The following is an 18,481-nucleotide window of genomic DNA, read 5'->3' on the forward strand; positions in this document are numbered from 1 at the left end:
GCGTTTCTGCCCCCGGGCCGTCAATATCTACTGGTGCTCGACCGCCGACCGTCCCATGACGACCTCGTCGACCACCTGGTACGCACCACCGCGCTGCAGCGCGGCGAGGCCGCCCGGGTGGTGCTCGACGTGCTCGCGTACTTCGACGAGACGACCGAGGAGTTCGTCCGTCGCCGCCACCGGGAGCTGCAGTCCGGCGGAGCGGTCAACGCGGAGATCTTCGAGCGGATCGCGGCGGAACTGCCGCACCGCGCCGTGGCGCCCCCGGAGCTCTCGCTCCGGCAGCTGCGCCGCATCGTCTACGGCTGAGGCGCCGCATCGTCTCCGGGCACGGACACCGAACTTCAGGAGGGGCAACACCGTATGTGCGGAATCGTCGGTTACATCGGCAAGCGTGACGTGGCACCACTGCTGCTGGAAGGCCTCCAGCGGCTCGAATACCGCGGCTACGACTCGGCGGGCATCGTCGTCAACAGCCCGAAGTCGGCGGCCCTGAAGGTCGTCAAGGCCAAGGGCCGGGTCCGTGACCTGGAGTCCCGCGTCCCCAAGCGCTTCGCCGGCACCACCGGCATCGCCCACACCCGCTGGGCCACCCACGGCGCGCCGAGCGACCTCAACTCGCACCCGCACCTGGACGCCGAGAACAAGGTCGCGGTCGTCCACAACGGCATCGTCGACAACGCCGCCGAGCTCCGCGCCAAGCTGGAGGCCGACGGTGTGGTCTTCGTCTCCGAGACCGACACCGAGGTGCTCGTCCACCTGATCGCCCGCTCCCAGGCCGTCACCCTGGAGGAGAAGGTCCGCGAGGCGCTCAAGGTCGTCGAGGGCACCTACGGCATCGCCGTCATGCACGCCGACTTCGCCGACCGCATCGTCGTCGCCCGCAACGGCTCCCCGGTCGTCCTCGGCATCGGCGAGAAGGAGATGTTCGTCGCCTCGGACGTCGCCGCGCTCGTCGCCCACACCCGCCAGGTCGTCACCCTCGACGACGGCGAGATGGCCACCCTCAAGGCCGACGACTTCCGCACCTACACCACGAGCGGTACGACGACCACCGCCACGCCCGAGACCGTGGAGTGGGAGGCCGCCTCCTACGACATGGGCGGCCACGACACCTACATGCACAAGGAGATCTCCGAGCAGCCCGACGCGGTCGACCGCGTGCTGCGCGGCCGGATCGACGACCGCTTCTCCACCGTCCACCTGGGCGGCCTGAACCTGGACCCGCGCGAGGCGCGCGGCATCCGCCGGGTCAAGATCCTCGGCTGCGGCACCTCGTACCACGCGGGCATGATCGGCGCCGGCCTCATCGAGAGCCTCGCCCGCATCCCCGCCGACGCCGAGCCGGCCTCCGAGTTCCGCTACCGCAACCCGGTCGTGGACCCCGACACCCTCTACATCGCCGTCTCCCAGTCCGGTGAGACCTACGACGTGCTCGCGGCGGTGCAGGAGCTCAAGCGCAAGGGCGCGCGCGTCCTCGGCGTGGTCAACGTGGTCGGATCCGCCATCGCCCGCGAGGCCGACGGCGGCGTGTACGTGCACGCCGGCCCCGAGGTCTGCGTCGTGTCCACCAAGTGCTTCACGAACACCGTCACCGCCTTCGCCCTGCTCGCCCTGCACCTGGGCCGCATCCGCGACCTGTCCGTCGCCGACGGCAAGCGGATCATCGAGGGCCTGCGCAAGCTCCCCGGCCAGATCCAGGAGATCCTGGAGGGCGAGGAGGACATCAAGAAGCTGGCGGCCGAGTACGCCGAGGCCAAGTCGATGATGTTCATCGGCCGGGTGCGCGGCTACCCGGTGGCCCTGGAGGCCTCCCTCAAGCTGAAGGAGATCTCCTACATCCACGCCGAGGCCTACCCGGCCTCCGAGCTCAAGCACGGCCCGCTCGCGCTCATCGAGCCGGCGATGCCGACGGTCGCGATCGTCCCGGACGACGACCTGCTGGAGAAGAACCGCGCGGCGCTGGAGGAGATCAAGGCCCGCAGCGGCCGGATCCTGGCGGTCGCCCACCGGATGCAGGAGAAGGCCGACCACACGATCCTCGTCCCCAAGAACGAGGACGAGCTGGACCCGATCCTGATGGGCATCCCGCTCCAGCTGCTGGCGTACCACACCGCCCTGGCCCTGGGCCGGGACATCGACAAGCCGCGCAACCTGGCGAAGTCGGTCACGGTCGAGTAGCAGCCGCACCCCGGCACACGACAGGGGCGCCACCGGTGATCCGGTGGCGCCCCTGCCCGTCGTGCCCGCGGTGCGGGCGGGGTTCAGCCCGCCGCGACCGCACCCCTTCCGGAGACCTTGCCGAAGGCCGTCGGCCAGTGCGCCAGCGCGGCGGTGGCCCCGTACCAGGCCAGCAGCCCGGAGACGGCGGCGACCCAGCCGCCCGCCTTGGCCAGGCCCGCGCTGTCCGCGAAGGCGCCTATGGCCAGCAGGACGAGGGAGAGGGTGAGGAGCCCGTAGACGCCCTGCCCGAACAGGCCGCCGGCGGCGGCGAGGGCGAGGGTCAGCGCGAGCATCGCGAAGAGGACCAGAAACGTTCCGGCTGCCTCGTCGGACACCGAGGCGCCCGCACCCTTGGCCCAGGTGAACCAGAAGACGCCCAGGCCCGCGAAGGCGGTGCCGTTGAATCCGTCGCCGCCCCGGTACTCGAGGAGGCCGAGGAGGAAGAGGGCCGCGCCGCCGACGTACATCGCGAGCGACACGGAGTTGGCGGCGGTGACACCGGAGAGGACGCCGGTGTGGCCGATACCGAACGCGAGAAGGGTGAGACCCAGGGCGATGTTCCCCAGGGTCGAAGTCGAGGCCGTGCTTCCCGCAGAGACACCATTGTCCACGGCGGGCTCCCTTCGATCTGCAGTTGTTTGCTGCGTCCCAGCAGCACTTATCTACCCTTTACGCGGGTTCACAACCGCACAACCGGAATACAGGCGGTCACGGAATGACAACGACCGGTCGCTGTGCGCGCTTGGCCAGCCGGCCCGCGACCGAGCCGAAGATCCGCCCGACGATGCCGTGGGTGGAGCCCACCACGATCGCGTCCGCCGAGTACTCCCGGCCGACCTCCTCCAGCTCGTGGCAGATGTCGCCGCCGCGCTCGACCAGGATCCACGGCACCTCGGACAGGTAGTCCGCGCAGGCCAGTTCCAGGCCCAGCACCTCGGTGCGGTGGTCGGGGACGTCCACGAACACCGGCGGCTCGCAGCCGGCCCACACCGTGGTGGGGAGGCGGTTCGCCACGTGCACGATGATCAGGCCGGAACCGGAGCGCCGGGCCATGCCGATCGCGTACGCGAGGGCGCGCTCGCTGGACGTGGAGCCGTCGAAGCCCACGACGACTCCGTGCCGGAAGGCCGGGTCGCAGGGCATGCGTGTCTGTTCCACCGCGCGCAGGTCGCTCGATACGGAATCGGCGAGGTGATGTTTGCGCTTGCGGTCCGCGGGTTCGAAGAATTCGTGACCGGCCATGGATGTCTCGGCGAAAAGTCCTCGGGGGAAGCGACAGGGGCGGTTTCGGCGACTCGGGCTTTCTGACGATGACGAGGGCGTTCTGGCGACGCTGCGTGACGGAGCTCTGTCCAGGAAGCATCTTTCCAAGCCCTTACCCACCAGGGTACGGCGACACTCCCGTCCTGCACAGGGCATGCCGCCCTTGGAGAGCGTCCAAGGGAGCATGCCGGAGCCGAGCCCCCTTGGCAATGGCCGCTGTCCCCTACAGCCAGTGACCGAAGACCCCCGCGCCACCCGTGCGCGCAGTGACCGGGACCTGCGCGCGGACGTTGGACAGGAGTCCGACCGTCCAGGAAGAGCCCGCAGGGAGTACGCCGTGCCCGGCCATCCGGTTCACCCCGTCCAGCCCGTCCAGCCCGCTCCGCCGACGCGGTCCGCCCCCTCCGGGCGCCCCGCTCCGCTCCCCCCGCCGGCCCGCCCCCGGCTTCACCCGTCCGTGCGGTCCGCCGCCGGGCGGCCCGCTGACGACCCTGCGGGTGACGTGGTGCGCTGGGCCGCCTTCAGCTGCCTGCTCGTACCCGTGGTCCTGGTGGTCTACGGGACCTCGTACGGCGGGGCCGCCGTGGCGACCCTGGGGCTGGCGGCCGTCACGGCCGCCTGCCGGGTGCTGCTGCGGCACTCGGAGAAGACCGCGCGGGCCGCCGTACGGGTCGCGGCGGAGGAGCCGCTCGCGCACGGGCACCGCGGCCGGCACTCCCGCAGCGGGTCCGGCGCGCACCGCGGCTGCCACGGCTCCCCGGGCGCGTCCCCTCACGACTGACCGATTCGCACGTACACACCCGGTTGTTTTCAGCCAACTTCCGGACTGGGTGCTTCCCTTGCCGGAATGTCCCCCCAACCCCCCTACCACCAGCGACGACAGAGCGAAGGGGGCGAAAACACCCCATGGGTACTGGCCACGACCGGATCGCAAGGTTCCCCTGCGGGTAGCGGAGTGGAACGCTTCCTGATCGAATGCTTTTCGCCAAGTTGCCAAGTCGACATAGCGGTGCGTGCTGAACTTGTCACGCCGACACCACGGGACGCAGTAGATTCGATCATGTATTTACGGCGGGGGATCCACGTGCAAGGCCGAGGGGAAACGTGCAGGTGCGACCAGACCAAGGAGTCGCGACACCCAAGGGGGGCTTAGCGCCATGAGCCAGGATTCCACCGCAGTCATCGCCGACGCGGGCAGGAAGCTCGCGGGGCGTCGCCGCAGAGAGATCGTCGCCGTGCTGCTGTTCAGCGGCGGTCCGATCTTCGAGAGTTCCATTCCGCTGTCCGTGTTCGGCATCGACCGCCAGGACGCCGGAGTACCGCGCTACCGACTGCTCGTGTGTGCCGGGGAGGACGGTCCGCTGCGGACCACCGGCGGACTCGAACTGACGGCGCCGTACGGACTGGAGGCCATCGCCCGCGCGGGCACGGTCGTCGTCCCGGCCTGGCGCTCCATCACCTCCCCGCCGCCGCCGGAGGCGCTCGACGCCCTGCGGCTGGCACACGAGGAGGGTGCCCGGATCGTCGGCCTGTGCACGGGGGCGTTCGTGCTCGCCGCCGCCGGGCTGCTGGACGGCCGGCCCGCCACGACGCACTGGATGTACGCGCCGACGCTGGCCAAGCGCTACCCGTCCGTCCACGTCGACCCGCGCGAGCTGTTCGTCGACGACGGCGACGTGCTGACGTCCGCGGGCACCGCGGCCGGAATCGACCTGTGCCTCCACATCGTGCGCACGGACCACGGCAGCGAGGCGGCCGGGGCACTGGCCCGCCGGCTCGTCGTCCCGCCGCGCCGCACCGGCGGCCAGGAGCGCTACCTCGACCGGTCGCTGCCCGAGGAGATCGGCGCCGACCCGCTCGCCGAGGTCGTCGCCTGGGCCCTGGAACACCTCCACGAGCAGTTCGACGTGGAGACGCTGGCCGCCCGCGCCTACATGAGCCGGCGCACCTTCGACCGGCGGTTCCGCTCGCTCACCGGCAGCGCTCCGCTCCAGTGGCTGATCACCCAGCGGGTGCTCCAGGCCCAGCGGCTGCTGGAGACCTCCGACTACTCGGTCGACGAGGTCGCCGGACGCTGCGGCTTCCGCTCGCCGGTCGCCCTGCGCGGCCACTTCCGCCGGCAGCTGGGCTCCTCCCCGGCCGCCTACCGCTCCGCCTACCGGGCGCGCCGGCCGCAGGCCGACGTGTCCCCCGTCTCGGAGATCTCGGGGACCCCGCTGCCGCACCAGCGCACCCCGCAGCCCCAGCGGGCCGCGGCGGCTCTGGCCGCCTCCGGTCCGAGCGTGACGGAGCTGTACGCCCCGGGCCGGGTACTGCGCGAGCACGCGTAGCACCCCCCGTCCGGAACCGTCCGGAAGACACATGACGAAGGCCCCCCGCATCGGCCGGACACCACCGCGGGGGGCCTTCGGCATAAGGTGGGGCGCATGAACGATCGCATGGTGTGGATCGACTGCGAGATGACCGGGCTCTCGCTGACGGACGACGCACTTATCGAGGTGGCCGCACTGGTCACCGACTCGGAGCTGAACGTGCTCGGCGAAGGCGTGGACATCGTGATCCGCCCGCCGGACGCGGCCCTGGAGAACATGCCGGACGTGGTGCGCGAGATGCACACCGCCTCCGGCCTGCTCGACGAGCTGGCCGGCGGCACGACCCTGGCCGACGCGGAGGCGCAGGTCCTGGCGTACGTGCGTGAGCACGTCAAGGAGCCGCGGAAGGCGCCGCTGTGCGGGAACTCCGTCGGCACCGACCGCGGCTTCCTGGCGCGCGACATGCCGGCGCTGGAGGGCCATCTGCACTACCGGATCGTGGACGTGTCCTCGGTCAAGGAGCTGGCGCGCCGCTGGTACCCGCGGGCGTACTTCAACAGCCCGCCGAAGAACGGCAACCACCGGGCGCTCGCGGACATCAAGGAGTCCATCGCCGAGCTGCGCTACTACCGCGAGGCGGTCTTCGTCCCGCAGCCCGGGCCCGACTCGGACACGGCCAAGGCCATCGCCGCCAAGCACGTGGTCGCCGGCGAGTAGGACCGCCGGGGACACCGCGGGAGGGGGTGCGGGGAAAGGGGGGAGCGAGCACCCTCCCGGACCCTGTACCCTTTTCTTCGGCCGGTCGTTCCACGACCGGACATGGTGGGTGTAGCTCAGTTGGTAGAGCACCTGGTTGTGGTCCAGGTGGCCGCGGGTTCGAGTCCCGTCACTCACCCTGTGGGAAGGCCCCGGTTCGCGCGAGCGAGCCGGGGCCTTCCGCGTGTTCCGGGGCGCGGGGCCGGGGGCTAGGCCAGGGTGCGGACCTCGGAGAGGATCTCCGTCAGCTCCTCCCCGGTCGTGACCGGGGAGATCTCCACCTCGGCGTGGAAGCGGCTGAACAGGTCCCAGGTCAGCAGGGGCACCTGGGCGCTGTCCTGGAGGTCGAAGACGATCCAGCAGGAGCGCACGCCCTCGTGGAGACCGAAATAGGCCGCCTCCGGCCGGACCCGCTCCATGAACTTCCGCAGGGCCTGGACCAGCGCCCCGGTCTTGATGCCCTCGTTGGCGGCGGCCGTGTCCAGATGGGCCCTGAGCATGACTCTCACGTGTGGCTCCCTCCGTCACACCCACCCTCCGCACGGGCCCGGGGCGCGGCAACATCTGCGCCCCCGTCCGGGCGGGGTCCGTCCGGACGGGGGCACGGGAGTCAGGAGGAGGGGCGGGCCGTCTGGATGTGGAAGTTGAAGTCCGCGTGGCCCAGGGCGTTCATCAGGCGCAGCCACACCGGCAGGAGCATCTCCGTGCCGCGTGCGGTCTCGATCCCGCCGAGGTCGATGATCGACCGGTCGGGCCAGCCGAAGGAGCTCAGCAGGCCGTGGACGGCCTTCTTGGCGTCGGAGTCGTCGCCGGAGAGGAAAACGGAGTGCTCGCCGGGGACCCGGGCGGGGTCGACCATGATCTGGCAGTTCATGGTGTTGAGGGTCTTGACCACCCGCAGCTGCGGGAAGGTGCGCTGGATCAGCTCGCCGAGGCTGTCGTCGTCGACCGGGTCCAGGCGGGGCGGGAAGCCGTGGGAGAAGTCCAGCGGGTTGGCGATGTCGATCAGGACCTTGCCGTCGAGGTGGGCGGCGTCGGCCTCGGTGAGCGCCTCGACGCTGACCCGTCCGCCGGTGGCGTTGACCAGCGTCTCGCCGTGCCGGGCGGCTTCGGGGAAGGCGGCGAGGCCGATCGACGGGTGGGCCTCCTGCCATTCGGCGTACTCGGCCCGGTCGAGGGTGGAGCGCGGGTCGCGGGTGCCGATGACCACCTCGTGGCCCAGGGAGGCGAGGCGGGCGGCCACCGTACGGCCGACGATGCCGGTGCCGAGAACTGCGTAACGCATGCGTACGTCCAATCGGGAAGGGTGTGACACGAGCCGTGCGCGGATGCGGCCGGGCGGGACGACCGGTGCACACCGGCCCCCAACTGGCTGGGACCGTACGGTATTCCACGCGCGCGGCACCCGCGCGCCCTCACCCCGCCGGGTCGGTCCGCTCGCCTCGGCGCCTGCCGCGCGTCCGGCGGGCGCGGCGGCCGCCCGGGCCACGGCGCCGGGCCCGGTCGTCCAGTGCCAGCCACACCCGCACCTCGGTCCCCCCGAGCACCGAGCGCCCCAGTCGTACGTCGCCGCCCGTGGACTCCGCGACCCGGCGCACGATGTCCAGGCCGAGCCCCGTGGAGCCGTCGCGGGCTCCGTCGTTGCCCCGGCGCAGGGCCGCGTCCGGGTCGGTGATGCCGGGGCCGGCGTCCGAGACGAGGACGATGACGGCGTCCCCGGCGTCGTGCACGTCGACGGCGAAGGGGGTGGCCTCCGGGGTGTGCCGGAAGACGTTGCCGAGCAGGGCGTCCAGGGCGGCCGCGAGCTCGGGCCGCGCCACCGGGACCCGTACCGTGCGGTCCACGCCCGCGAGCCGCACCTCGCGGCCCTCGTCCTCCGCGAGCGCGGACCAGAAGGCCATCCGGTCCCGGATCACCTCGGAGGCGTCACAGCCCGCCGTGGCCGCCGCGGCGGCGGGCGGGCGCTGTTCGCGGGCGGTGCGGATGATCGTGTCGACCTCCCGCTCCAGCTGCTCCACGGCCGCCCGGGTGTGCTCGGCGGCGGGGCCGTCGCCGAGGGAGGCGGCGTTGAGCCGCAGCACCGTCAGCGGGGTGCGGAGCCGGTGCGAGAGGTCGGCGGCGAGCTCCCGCTCGTTGGCGAGGAGCTCGACGACCTGGTCGGCCATCGAGTTGAACGCGACGGCCGCCGAGCGGAGCTCCTTCGGCCCGTCCTCGGGCACCCGGGCCCCGAGCCGGCCCTCCCCCAGCTGGTGCGCGGCGTCCGCGAGCCGTTCGGCCGGGCGGACGAGGCGGGCGCCGAGCCGGTCGGCGACCGCCACCGAGCCGACGACCAGGGCGAGGCCGACGCCGGCGAGGATCAGCCAGGCGGTGGCGACCCCGTTGCTGACCTCGCTCTCCGGCACGTAGATCTCGATGACGGCGATGTCCCCGGAGCCGAGGGCGATGGGCTGGAGCAGCGCGGAGCCCCCGCCGGCGGCCCCGGCGGTGGTGGCGCGCCCCATGGAACGGGTCTCCTCGACCGCGTGCGCGCCCGCCCAGCCCTCGCCGATGTCCACGGGGGCGGCGCCGCCGATGGCCGGGACGTGGACGGCCATCCGCCGGGCGGCGCCCATCTCGGTGGACTCGACGGCCTTGCGCAGCTGCACCGGGTCGGTGGTGATCGACAGGGTCGGCCCCATGGTGGCGGCCTGCCGCTCGGCGTTGGAGAAGGCCCGGTCACTGGCCATCTCCTGCACCACCAGCCCCAGGGGCACCGCGAAGGCCACGACCACCATGGTGGTGACGGCGAGGCAGACCTTGACCAGCGCCCATCTCACAGCGGCGGCTCCAGTTTCACGCCGACGCCCCTGAGCGTGTGCAGGTACCGGGGCCGGGCGGCGGTTTCGCCGAGTTTGCGGCGGAGCCAGGACAGGTGCACGTCGATGGTCTGGTCGTCCCCGTAGGACTGCTGCCAGACCTCGGCGAGCAGTTCGCGCCGGGCGACGACCACCCCGGGCCGCCCGGCGAGGAAGGCCAGCAGGTCGAACTCCCGGCGGGTGAGGTCGAGTACGGCCCCGTCCAGCTCGGCCTGGCGGCGCAGCGGGTCGATGGCGAGCCCGCCCACCCGCAGCACGCGCGGGGGCGGTTCGGCCGCGGCGGCCTGGGAGCGGCGCAGGACGGCGGCCATCCGGGCGGAGAGGTGCTCGACGGAGAACGGCTTGGTGAGGTAGTCGTCGGCGCCGTCGTTGAGCAGCCGGACGATCTCGGCCTCGTCGTCGCGGGCGGTGGCGATGATGACCGGCACGTCGGTGATGCCGCGCAGCATCTTCAGGGCCTCGGAGCCGTCGAGGTCGGGCAGCCCCAGGTCGAGGATGACCACGTCGAACCGGTGGTGGGCGACCTCGCGCAGGGCCTCCAGGGCCGTACCGACGCTCCGTACCGTGTGGGAGGCCTCGGTCAGGTGCCGGATCAGGGCGGAACGTACGAACTGGTCGTCCTCGACCACGAGCACACTAGCCATGGGCGCACGGTAGTCCATTCGGGCGACCCCGGGAGGGGCCGGGACTGCTCTGTGACGTGTGGTGCAGTATGTGCCCTGATGCGACGAGGACTTGTACATGCCATGGCCTGGGTGGTGGCGACCGCGGCCGCCGTGACCCTGTCGTGGTGGGGTGTGCGCACCGTCATGTCCGGGACGGCCTACGATCCCCCGCTGGCGGTCCCGCTGGCCACCCGGCCGCTGTCCTCCTCCACGCGCGGCACGGAGCCGCCGCCGTCGCCCGGCCCGTCCGCGTCGCCCTCGCCCTCGTCCCCGGCCCCGCCGTCGCCGTCCGCTCCGGGGGCCTCGTCGGCGCCGGCCTCCCCCTCCGCGCCCGCCCGCTCGAAGTCCGCGCCGCCGCCCGGGCAGCAGCGGCCGGTCCAGGAGGGCGGCGCGCAGGGCGGGTCCGGGAACGTGAAGGGGTACTCGGTCTCGGGCGGGCGGGTGGTCTTCGACCTCGGGACCTCCTCGGCGGCCCTCGTCTCGGCGACCCCGGAGGCGGGGTGGCGGGTGCAGGTGTGGAAGCAGGACTTCTGGATCCGGGTCACCTTCACCAGGGACGGCCGCGAGGTGTCGGTGTTCTGCACCTGGCACGACCACCCGCCGACGGTGGAGACCGTCGACCCGTAGCGGCGGCTCCTAGCGGAACACCGAGGCCGGCGGCCGGGGCGAGGCCGTCGCCGAGGCGTCGGACACGGGGGCCGCGCCGCCCGTGAAGCCGGCGAGGGCCCGGCCGTGCTCCACCCGGCCGGGGTGGGGGTCGCTCGCCACGCGCCGGGTGAACTCCGCCACCGGCAGCTCCCGGTCGGAGGCCACGAGCACCGCGTTGCCGAAACGTTTCCCCCGCCAGACGACGGGATCCGCCGCCAGCGCCAGCCGCTCGAACCGGGCGGCGGCGGTGGCCACCTGGCCCCGCAGGTGCGTCAGCGGCGGCCCGTCCGCGAGGTTGGCCACGTACCACCCGCCGGGCGACAGGGCCCGGCGTACGTCGTCCAGGAACTCGGTGCTGGTCAGGTGCGCCGGGGTGCGCGCCCCGCTGAAGACGTCCGCGATGACCAGGTCCGCCCAGCCGTCCGGCACCTTCGCCAGCCCCGCCCGCGCGTCCACCGCCCGGACCCGGACCCGCGCCTGCGGGTCCAGCGGCAGGTGTTCCCGTACGAAGGCCACCAGGGCCCCGTCGATCTCCACGACCTGCTGCGCGGAGCGGGGGCGGGCGGCGGCCGTGTAGCGGGCCAGGGTGAAGGCGCCGCCGCCCAGGTGCACCACGTTCAGGGGCTGCCGGGCGGGTGCGACGAGGTCGATCAGGTGGCCGATGCGGCGCTGGTACGCGAAGTCGAGGCGGCCGGGGTCGTCCAGGTCCACGTGGGACTGCGGGGCCCCGTCGATCAGCAGGGTCCAGGCGCGGGCCCGCTCGCGGTCCGGGGACAGCTCGGCCAGACCTCCGCCCACCTGCCCGGCGACCGGCTCGGCGGCGCCCCGCCGGCCCCCGTCCCGGTTCCTGCCCTTGTCCCTGCCTATGCCCTTGCCTGCCACGCCCCCATTATCGCTGGCCAGGGCATCACCGACAGTTGTCGGCCGCCTCGATGAGCCGGGCCGCCTCGCCGAGCGCCGCCCGCAGCACCTCCGGATCGGTGACCGGCCCCACCGCCTCGGGCGGCAGCAGCCACCCCGTACCGCCCGCCGTGGGCGCGGCCGCGAGGTCCCCGAAGCGCATCCCGCGCCCGTTGGTCTGCGTACAGGCACTGCCGGGCAGGTCCCAGGCGTCGGCGGTGCCCGGCGGGACCAGGAAGCCGAGGGTGTCGCCCGAACCGTCGTGCAGGACGGGCCCGACCGCGGGCACGGCCGCTCCGGCGCCACGGCGGATGATGTCCACGGCCTCCAGCCCCTGCCGGACGGAGACGGTCACCAGGTCCGGGGCCGAGCCCATGACCGGCGCCTGAACGGTGAGCGGGGTCGCGCCGGCCTCGGGCGCGGTGTTCGTACCAATGCTGTCCATGCCGGCCTCCACCAAGGGAACCCCTCCTCGATCCGTATCCGCATGGGTTCAACGCGGCGAAGCGTCAACAGGTGCGGCGGCAAGACGCCGCAAAGGATGGCAGTTCATGGCGGATCGCGGGTGAGATATCCGTTTTGTAGCCAAACACCGCGTGGAGCCCCTCTCACCGGCGGTACGTTCATGCGCGCCGGAGCGCTCGACTCCGGGGCGAGCATGTCCAGAGAGGCAGCGTCCATGGCGGCGTCACCCCACTCACCCAACTCCAGCTTCCGGCGGCTGCGCGGAGCCCACTCCCCCGCCGAGTTCGCGGCCATGGTGCGCCGGGCCGCACGGGAGATCGGCGAAACGGTTTCCTGCGACGCCCGCTACATCGGCCGCGTCGAATCGGGCGAGATCCGCTGCCCCAACTACGCCTACGAGCGCGTCTTCCTCCACATGTTCCCCGGCCGCACCCTGGCCGACCTGGGCTTCTCCCCCCGCGAGGCGGTCCGCGGGCGGTCCGCCCAGCGCGCCCTGCCCACCGCGCCCGTCTTCACCCACCTCATCCCCCGTTCCAAGGAGAGCGACGTGCTGCGGCGCGCCTTCATGGCGGGCGGCTCCGCGACCGTGGCGGCCGCGACGCTCAGCCTCACCCTGCTCGGCGACAGCCGCCGGCTCCCCTCCCGCGCCGGCGAGGCCGAGGCCGACGCCGTCGAGGACGCCGTCCGCCAGATCCGGCTGCTGGACGACCGGCACGGCGCCGACACCCTCTACCGGCGGGCCGCCCAGCCCCTGCGGACCGCCTACGCCCTGCTCGACGCGGGAGCCACCCGGCAGTCCACCGAGGACCGGCTGCACGCCGGGGCCGGGGAGCTGGCCGTCTCCGTGGGCTGGCTGGCCCACGACTCGGGCCGCTTCGAGGACGCCCGCTCGCACTACGCCGAGGCCCTGGCCACCGCCCGGGTGGCGGGGGACGCGGGCCTGGAGGCGCACGCCTTCAGCAACATGGCCTTCCTCGCCCGGGACTGCGGGCGCCCCCGCGAATCGGTGCGGGCCGCCCAGGCGGGCCTGCGCGCGGCCCGCTCGCTGGGCTCGCCCCGGCTGCTGTCCCTGCTGGCCCTGCGGGAGGCGGGCGGCTGGTCGGGGCTCGGCGACCGGCGGGCCTGCGAGGAGGCGCTGACCCGGGCGCACGCCGAGTTCGCGCGGGGGGCCCGCGCCGCCGACCCGGAATGGATGTCCTTCTTCGGCGAGGCCGAACTGGAGTCCCTGGAGTCCCGCTGCTGGGCGGCGCTCGGCGAGCACGCCCGCGCCGCCCGGCACGCCCGCCGGGCGGCCGACCTCCAGGACCCGCACTTCGCGCGGAACGTCGCCCTCTACACCGCCGAGCTCGCCGACGACCTGGCCCGCGCCGGGGCGCCCGACGAGGCCGCCTGGGCCGGCGGGCGGGTGCTGGACCTGCTGACGGAGGTCCGGTCGACCCGGATCCGCTCCATGCTGGCGGGCACCGCCCGCGCCCTGGTCCCGCACCAGCGCTCCCCGCGCGTGGGCGCGTTCCTGACCCGCCACGCCCAGGCGTAGACCTCCGGGCGGGTCCGGGTGGGCCCCTACCCCTCCAGGTGCCCGGTGTCGTTCCAGCGTTCCAGGGCCGGCGCCCCGTACGCCCAGCCGAGCACCGACAGGGAGGTCGGCTCCAGGCGGATCCGGGCTCCGAAGGAGGCCTCGAAGCCCAGCCAGCGGGCGGCGAGGGTGCGCAGGATGTGCCCGTGCGCGAAGACCAGGACGTCCCGCTCGGCCGACCGGGCCCAGGCGACCACCTCGTCCGCACGGGCGGCCACGTCGGCGACGGACTCGCCGCCGGGCACCCCGTCGCGCCAGATCAGCCAGCCCGGCCGGACCGCCTGGATCTCGGCCGGGGTCATCCCCTCGTAGTCGCCGTAGTCCCACTCCATGAGGGTGTCCCAGGGTTCCGCCCGCACCCCGAACCCGGCCAGGTCACAGCTCTCGCTCGCCCGGACCAGGGGGCTGGTGCGCACCTCCATGCCGCGCAGCGAGGCCCAGGGCTCACCGGCGAGCCGCTCACCCAGCCGCTTCGCCCCCTGCCTGCCCTCCTCCAGCAGGGGCACGTCCGTGCGTCCGGTGTGCTTGCCGAGCAGGGACCATGCCGTCTGGCCGTGGCGGGCCAGCAGGATGCGGGGGGCCATCTGTGTTTCTCCCGGTCCGTGGTGGTTCGCCCTGGGACGCGCGAATCCGTCGTCCGTCCATCATCCACGAGCCGCCGGCGCGGCCCGCGCCGCGCCCGTGCACGCTTCGGCGGCGTAAACCGGTCCGTTTCGGCCGTACTCCCCCGATTGTCAGTGGCGGATGGGACACTTCCGCCCGTGAGCTCCTACCCGCCCAGCGGCCCGCCCCAGACGACGACACTGCGCAGGCGGCTCGCCGATCTGCGCGGCCCCGCCGTGCCGCCCCGCCCCCTCGACGCCCGGGCGCTCGCCGCGCTCGCCGCCAACCCGGGCTGCGGCAGACGGGCCGTCCTCGACGGCGCCGGGGTGGACAAGACCGCCCTGGCCGCGGCCCTCGGCGCACCGGCGGCTTTCGGACAGTCCCAGTTCGCGATCGTCCGCGGGAACTCCTTCGAGGCCAAGGTCAAGGGCGACGGCGGAGCCGAGCTGCTGCGCCTGGTGCACGCCCGCCTCGGCGCCGGTGCCGAGGCGCCCGGCGCGGACGCCCGCGTGCCCGACCTGACCGCCGCCGGACCGCAGGGGCGGGCCGCCCGTACCGCGCTGGCCCTGCGCGAGGCCACCGCCGCGCGGACCTGGACCCTGCTGGACCATCCGATGCTGGCCCTGGAGGTGGCGGGCACCCCCGCCTACCTGGAGCCGGACGCCGTCGTGGTGCACCCCGACGGCCGCTGGACCGTCGTCGAGATCAAGTCCTTCCCGATGATCGACGGGGCCGCCGACGCCGCGAAGGTCGGCGCCGCCGCCCGGCAGGCCGCCGTGTACGTACTGGCCCTGGAGCAGACCGCGGCGAAGCTGCCGGGGGCCGAGGTCGGCCACCGGGTCCTGCTGGTCTGCCCCAAGGACTTCTCCAACCAGCCCACCGCCGAAGCCGTCGACGTCCGCCGCGAGCACCAGGTCACCCGCCGCCAGCTGGAGCGGCTCACCCGGATCGAGGACCTGGCCGCGGGCCTGCCCGAGGGCCTCTGCTTCGACCCCAGCCGCAGCGCCGAGGAGCTGACCGAGGCCGTCTCCGCCGTCTCCGCCTCCTACGTCCCCGAGTGCCTGGCCGCCTGCGAGCTGGCCTTCCACTGCCGCGAGCGGTCCCGCGCCGCCGGGGACCCCGCCCTGCTGGGCCGGTCCGTACGCGGTGAGCTGGGCGGCCTCGCCGGAGTCGAGGAGGCCCTGGCGGCCGCCTCCGGCGCGGGCCCCGAGGGCGACCCCACCGCCGACGCGCTGCACCGGGCGGCCCGGCTGCGCGCCGAGGCCCTGGAACTGGCTGCCGCCCGACCCCCGTACCAGGCCCCGGAGACCCCCGAATGCCCCTGCTGAGCACCCTCGCCCGGCTGGAGGCGGTCCGCGCGGGCCACGCCCGGCCGCTGGCGACCGTCCGCCACCGCCACCTGAGCGCCGAGCCGCTGGTCCTCGTACCGCTGACCACGGCGGGCGAGGCCGGCGCCCCGCTCGGGGCGATGCTGGGCACGGACCCGAACGAGCCGCGGATCCTCGTCATACCGCAGCCCCGCGACCGGGACCTGCGCTGGGAGTTCCTGGGCGAGCTGGCGCGGCTGCTGATGCCGTACATCGAGTCCTACGAGGACGCCGTCGAGCCCGCCGAGCGGACCGAGACCGACCCGGAGACCGGCAGGAAGACCAAGGTCGAGGCCGAACTGTGCGTGGACGCGCCGCAGATCATCGTGCCGAGCCGGGCCGGCATCGAGTACGTACGGCTGCTGGGCCGGTCGATGCGGTTCCGCCGGACCGCCGAGGAGGACCCGGAGAACCCCTACCCGGCGCCCTCTCGGGTTCCGCTGCTGGGCCGCTGGTTCACCCATCTCGCCGAGCGCTCCCGGGTGCCCGGCTCCTCCATGCTGCTGTCCGCCACCGACCTGCTCTCCCGGCACTGGGCGACCGGCCAGAGCAGCCTGGAGGACCAGCACCTGGGCTCCCTGCTCGGCTGGATCGCCCCGCCCGAGGGGCACTCGGGCGCCGAGTGGGCCCTGCGGGTGGAGCTCGGCCGCGACGGGGACGGCCAGCTGCTGTTCCCGCCGGCCGGTCCGGCCACCGACCCGGCCTTCGACAACAAGCTGCTGGCACCGGCGATCGCGAGGTTCGACGCGGCCCGGGCGGGCGGAGAGCCCCGCGACGGGGACGCCGCCCGGCTCGCCGAGCGGGCGATCCGCCGGCTGGTCCTGAGCCAGATGGAGAACACCTGGTGGCAGACGTGGGAGGCGATCGGCCTGCTGCGCACCCTGCCGCCCGGCGAGCGGACCGAGGAGCGCTGGACGCGCGACCGCTGGTCCTTCACCGGCCACCGCGACCGGGTCCGGGCGGGTGAGCCGCCGCAGCCGCGCCGCGACGACGCGGTGACGGCGGCCCAGAAGCTGGCCACGCGGGAGACCGAACAGGTGCGGCTCGACGCGCAGGAGGCGCTGGACGACCCCCTCGTCATGGCGGGCCGGAGGTTCGCGGGCGAGGCGTTCGCCGGTGAGGTCACCGAGGTGACGATGGAGTGGACGGAGGGCAAGCGGCCCCGGCCGCGCCCCCTGCTGACGGTGGCCACCGAGGACCTGCCGCAGCTCGCGGAGGAGGGCGGCGGCAAGGTGTTCCGCTCACTGGACGGCCGCCAGCAGTCCTTCGAGTTCGTCGGGCGCGCGGAGGACGGACGGCTGCTGCTGCGGGTCCTCGACAAGATGGGCGCGGGCCGGGAGCCGGTGGCGGGCTCGGTGCCGGAGAAGGGCGACCGGGTCTGCTGGACCCTGTTCGAGCACGACGCGCGCGGCGGCCCGAAGCTGCCCGACCCGGAGAACACCCCGTGGACCCACGGCGGCCCGCCGGGATCCGCGACCGCCCCCGCCCTGGACGCCGTGACCGACGAGGACCTCCTGTGACCACCGCCTTCGACCCGGGCGCGGCCGCCGACCGGGCGACCGCCGCCATCCTCCACGACACCCTGCACGGCACCGAGCGGGGCGTGGTCGTCGACTCCCCGCCCGGGGCCGGGAAGTCGACGCTCGTGGTGCGCGCGGCCCGGGAGCTGGCCGCCGCCGGGCGCCGGCTGATGGTGGTCGCGCAGACCAACGCGCAGGTGGACGACCTGGTGCTGCGGCTGGCCGCCAAGGACCCGGAGCTGAAGGTCGGCCGGCTGCACAGCAGCGACGCCGACGCCTACGACCCGGCGCTGCGGGAGCTGCCGTCGGTCACCCTCTCGGCCAAGCCGGCCGACCTGGCCGAACTGCCCGTCACCCTCTCGACGGCGGCGAAGTGGGCGTACGTGAAGGCGGAGCCCTGGGAGCACGCGATCGTCGACGAGGCGTACCAGATGCGCTCCGACGCGCTGCTGGCCGTGGCGGGGCTGTTCGAGCGGGCGCTGTTCGTGGGCGACCCGGGGCAGCTGGACCCGTTCAGCGTGGTGGGCGCGGAGCAGTGGGCCGGGCTGTCCTACGACCCCTCCGCGTCAGCGGTGAGCACCCTCCTCGCGCACAACCCCCAGCTGCCGCAGCACCGGCTGCCGGTGTCCTGGCGGCTGCCGGCGTCGGCCGCGCCGCTGGTCTCGCGCGCCTTCTACCCGTACTCGCGGTTCCGCAGCGGGACGGGTCCGGGCGAGCGGCGGCTCTCGTACGGGGTGGCCTCCGACGGGTCGGGGCCGGACCGGGTGCTGGACGAGGCGGCGGAATCGGGCTGGGGGCTGCTGGAGCTTCCCGCCCGGCACACCCCGCGCACGGACCCGGAGGCGGTGCGGGCGGTGGCCCTGGTGGTCCGGCGCGCGCTGGACCGCGGGGCGGTGACCTCGGACGAGCAGTCCCCGTCGCCCGTGCCCCTGACGCCGTCCCGCATCGCGGTGGGCACGGCCCACCGCGACCAGGCGGCGGCGGTCCGCGCGGCCCTGGCGTCCCTGGGCGTCGGCGGCGTCACGGTGGACACCGCGAACCGCCTCCAGGGCCGCGAGTACGACGTCACGGTGGTCCTCCACCCCCTGTCGGGCCGCCCCGACGCCACGGCCTTCCACCTGGAGACGGGCCGCCTGTGCGTCCTGGCGTCCCGCCACCGGCACGCCTGCGTGGTGGTGGCCCGGGCGGGCATAGCGGACCTCCTGGACGCCCACCCGTCGACGGAACCGGTCCAGCTGGGGGCCCAGATCAAGTTCCCGGACGGCTGGGAGGCCAACCACTCGGTCCTGTCCCACCTGTCCGAACACCGGGTCACCTGGCGGCCGTAG

19 protein-coding genes and 1 tRNA gene are annotated in these 18,481 nt (G+C 74.0%); 11 read left to right on the forward strand and 9 right to left on the reverse strand.

Annotated features, from left to right (window positions below; all coding sequences use genetic code 11):
- Positions 1-33: 33 nt before the first annotated feature.
- Complete coding sequence (locus ABT403_RS21435; protein ID WP_344156523.1) at positions 34-309, forward strand: hypothetical protein; 276 nt, start codon at positions 34-36, stop codon at positions 307-309.
- Between the two features lie 54 nt (positions 310-363).
- Positions 364-2,181 (forward strand): glutamine--fructose-6-phosphate transaminase (isomerizing), encoded by a 1,818-nt coding sequence (glmS, locus tag ABT403_RS21440; RefSeq protein WP_344156526.1) that lies wholly within the window; start codon positions 364-366, stop codon positions 2,179-2,181.
- A gap of 83 nt (positions 2,182-2,264) precedes the next feature.
- On the opposite strand, the gene ABT403_RS21445 is transcribed toward glmS, so the two are convergent.
- Complete coding sequence (locus ABT403_RS21445; RefSeq protein WP_344156528.1) at positions 2,265-2,834, reverse strand: GPR1/FUN34/YaaH family transporter; 570 nt, start codon at positions 2,832-2,834, stop codon at positions 2,265-2,267.
- Positions 2,835-2,931: 97 nt separating this feature from the next.
- Positions 2,932-3,465, reverse strand: a complete 534-nt coding sequence (locus ABT403_RS21450) for a universal stress protein (RefSeq protein ID WP_344156531.1) — start codon at positions 3,463-3,465, stop codon at positions 2,932-2,934.
- A 478-nt stretch (positions 3,466-3,943) separates the two neighbouring features.
- On the opposite strand from ABT403_RS21450, the gene ABT403_RS21455 reads away from it, so the two are divergent.
- The 4 genes from ABT403_RS21455 (at position 3,944) to ABT403_RS21470 (ending at position 6,693) form a co-directional block, all read left to right on the forward strand.
- Entirely contained in the window at positions 3,944-4,267 is a 324-nt protein-coding gene (locus ABT403_RS21455; RefSeq protein ID WP_344156535.1) for a hypothetical protein, read from the forward strand.
- 376 nt (positions 4,268-4,643) lie between these two features.
- The gene (locus ABT403_RS21460) at positions 4,644-5,816 is read left to right on the forward strand and encodes a helix-turn-helix domain-containing protein (protein ID WP_344156537.1); all 1,173 of its coding nucleotides are present in this window, start codon (positions 4,644-4,646) and stop codon (positions 5,814-5,816) included.
- Positions 5,817-5,912: 96 nt separating this feature from the next.
- Positions 5,913-6,515, forward strand: coding sequence for an oligoribonuclease (orn, locus tag ABT403_RS21465; protein ID WP_344156540.1), 603 nt, complete (start codon positions 5,913-5,915; stop codon positions 6,513-6,515).
- Positions 6,516-6,620: 105 nt separating this feature from the next.
- Positions 6,621-6,693, forward strand: a tRNA-His gene (locus ABT403_RS21470).
- 70 nt (positions 6,694-6,763) lie between these two features.
- Here the strand turns inward: ABT403_RS21470 and ABT403_RS21475 are convergent.
- The 4 genes from ABT403_RS21475 to ABT403_RS21490 all read right to left on the reverse strand — a co-directional run bounded on the left by ABT403_RS21475 (position 6,764) and on the right by ABT403_RS21490 (position 10,053).
- Positions 6,764-7,054, reverse strand: a complete 291-nt coding sequence (locus tag ABT403_RS21475) for a hypothetical protein (protein WP_344156845.1) — start codon at positions 7,052-7,054, stop codon at positions 6,764-6,766.
- Positions 7,055-7,164: 110 nt separating this feature from the next.
- Positions 7,165-7,839, reverse strand: coding sequence for an NADPH-dependent F420 reductase (locus ABT403_RS21480; protein WP_344156544.1), 675 nt, complete (start codon positions 7,837-7,839; stop codon positions 7,165-7,167).
- A 130-nt stretch (positions 7,840-7,969) separates the two neighbouring features.
- Positions 7,970-9,370: a sensor histidine kinase gene (locus ABT403_RS21485; RefSeq protein WP_344156546.1), complete on the reverse strand. Its 1,401-nt coding sequence runs from the start codon at positions 9,368-9,370 to the stop codon at positions 7,970-7,972.
- On the reverse strand, positions 9,367-10,053 hold the full coding sequence (locus ABT403_RS21490; RefSeq protein ID WP_185117278.1) for a response regulator transcription factor: 687 nt from the start codon (positions 10,051-10,053) through the stop codon (positions 9,367-9,369). Before ABT403_RS21490 ends, ABT403_RS21485 begins: the two co-directional genes overlap by 4 nt.
- Before the next feature lie 78 nt (positions 10,054-10,131).
- Between ABT403_RS21490 and ABT403_RS21495 the strand changes: the two genes are divergently transcribed.
- Complete coding sequence (locus tag ABT403_RS21495; protein ID WP_344156550.1) at positions 10,132-10,701, forward strand: hypothetical protein; 570 nt, start codon at positions 10,132-10,134, stop codon at positions 10,699-10,701.
- 9 nt (positions 10,702-10,710) lie between these two features.
- Here ABT403_RS21495 and ABT403_RS21500 read toward each other — a convergent pair whose 3' ends face one another.
- Both ABT403_RS21500 and ABT403_RS21505 read right to left on the reverse strand, forming a co-directional pair.
- The gene (locus ABT403_RS21500) at positions 10,711-11,604 is read right to left on the reverse strand and encodes a spermidine synthase (protein ID WP_425580155.1); all 894 of its coding nucleotides are present in this window, start codon (positions 11,602-11,604) and stop codon (positions 10,711-10,713) included.
- Positions 11,605-11,629: 25 nt separating this feature from the next.
- Complete coding sequence (locus ABT403_RS21505; RefSeq protein ID WP_344156552.1) at positions 11,630-12,067, reverse strand: hypothetical protein; 438 nt, start codon at positions 12,065-12,067, stop codon at positions 11,630-11,632.
- A 234-nt stretch (positions 12,068-12,301) separates the two neighbouring features.
- Here ABT403_RS21505 and ABT403_RS21510 point away from each other — a divergent pair, with 234 nt between their 5' ends.
- The gene (locus tag ABT403_RS21510; RefSeq protein WP_344156555.1) at positions 12,302-13,624 is read left to right on the forward strand and encodes an NsdA family TPR-like regulatory protein; all 1,323 of its coding nucleotides are present in this window, start codon (positions 12,302-12,304) and stop codon (positions 13,622-13,624) included.
- 26 nt (positions 13,625-13,650) lie between these two features.
- Here the strand turns inward: ABT403_RS21510 and ABT403_RS21515 are convergent, their stop codons facing one another.
- Positions 13,651-14,247, reverse strand: a complete 597-nt coding sequence (locus ABT403_RS21515) for a histidine phosphatase family protein (protein WP_344156558.1) — start codon at positions 14,245-14,247, stop codon at positions 13,651-13,653.
- A gap of 177 nt (positions 14,248-14,424) precedes the next feature.
- Between ABT403_RS21515 and ABT403_RS21520 the strand changes: the two genes are divergently transcribed.
- The 3 genes from ABT403_RS21520 to ABT403_RS21530 are packed head-to-tail and all read left to right on the forward strand — an operon-like array spanning position 14,425 to position 18,481.
- Positions 14,425-15,594, forward strand: coding sequence for a hypothetical protein (locus ABT403_RS21520; RefSeq protein WP_344156560.1), 1,170 nt, complete (start codon positions 14,425-14,427; stop codon positions 15,592-15,594).
- Complete coding sequence (locus ABT403_RS21525) at positions 15,582-17,153, forward strand: hypothetical protein (RefSeq protein WP_344156562.1); 1,572 nt, start codon at positions 15,582-15,584, stop codon at positions 17,151-17,153. Before ABT403_RS21520 ends, ABT403_RS21525 begins: the two co-directional genes overlap by 13 nt.
- Positions 17,150-18,481: an AAA domain-containing protein gene (locus tag ABT403_RS21530; RefSeq protein WP_344156564.1), complete on the forward strand. Its 1,332-nt coding sequence runs from the start codon at positions 17,150-17,152 to the stop codon at positions 18,479-18,481. Before ABT403_RS21525 ends, ABT403_RS21530 begins: the two co-directional genes overlap by 4 nt.

Origin of the sequence: Streptomyces sp. NPDC000075 (assembly GCF_040301925.1) — a bacterium.
Taxonomy (GTDB): Bacteria; Actinomycetota; Actinomycetes; order Streptomycetales; family Streptomycetaceae; genus Streptomyces; species Streptomyces polychromogenes.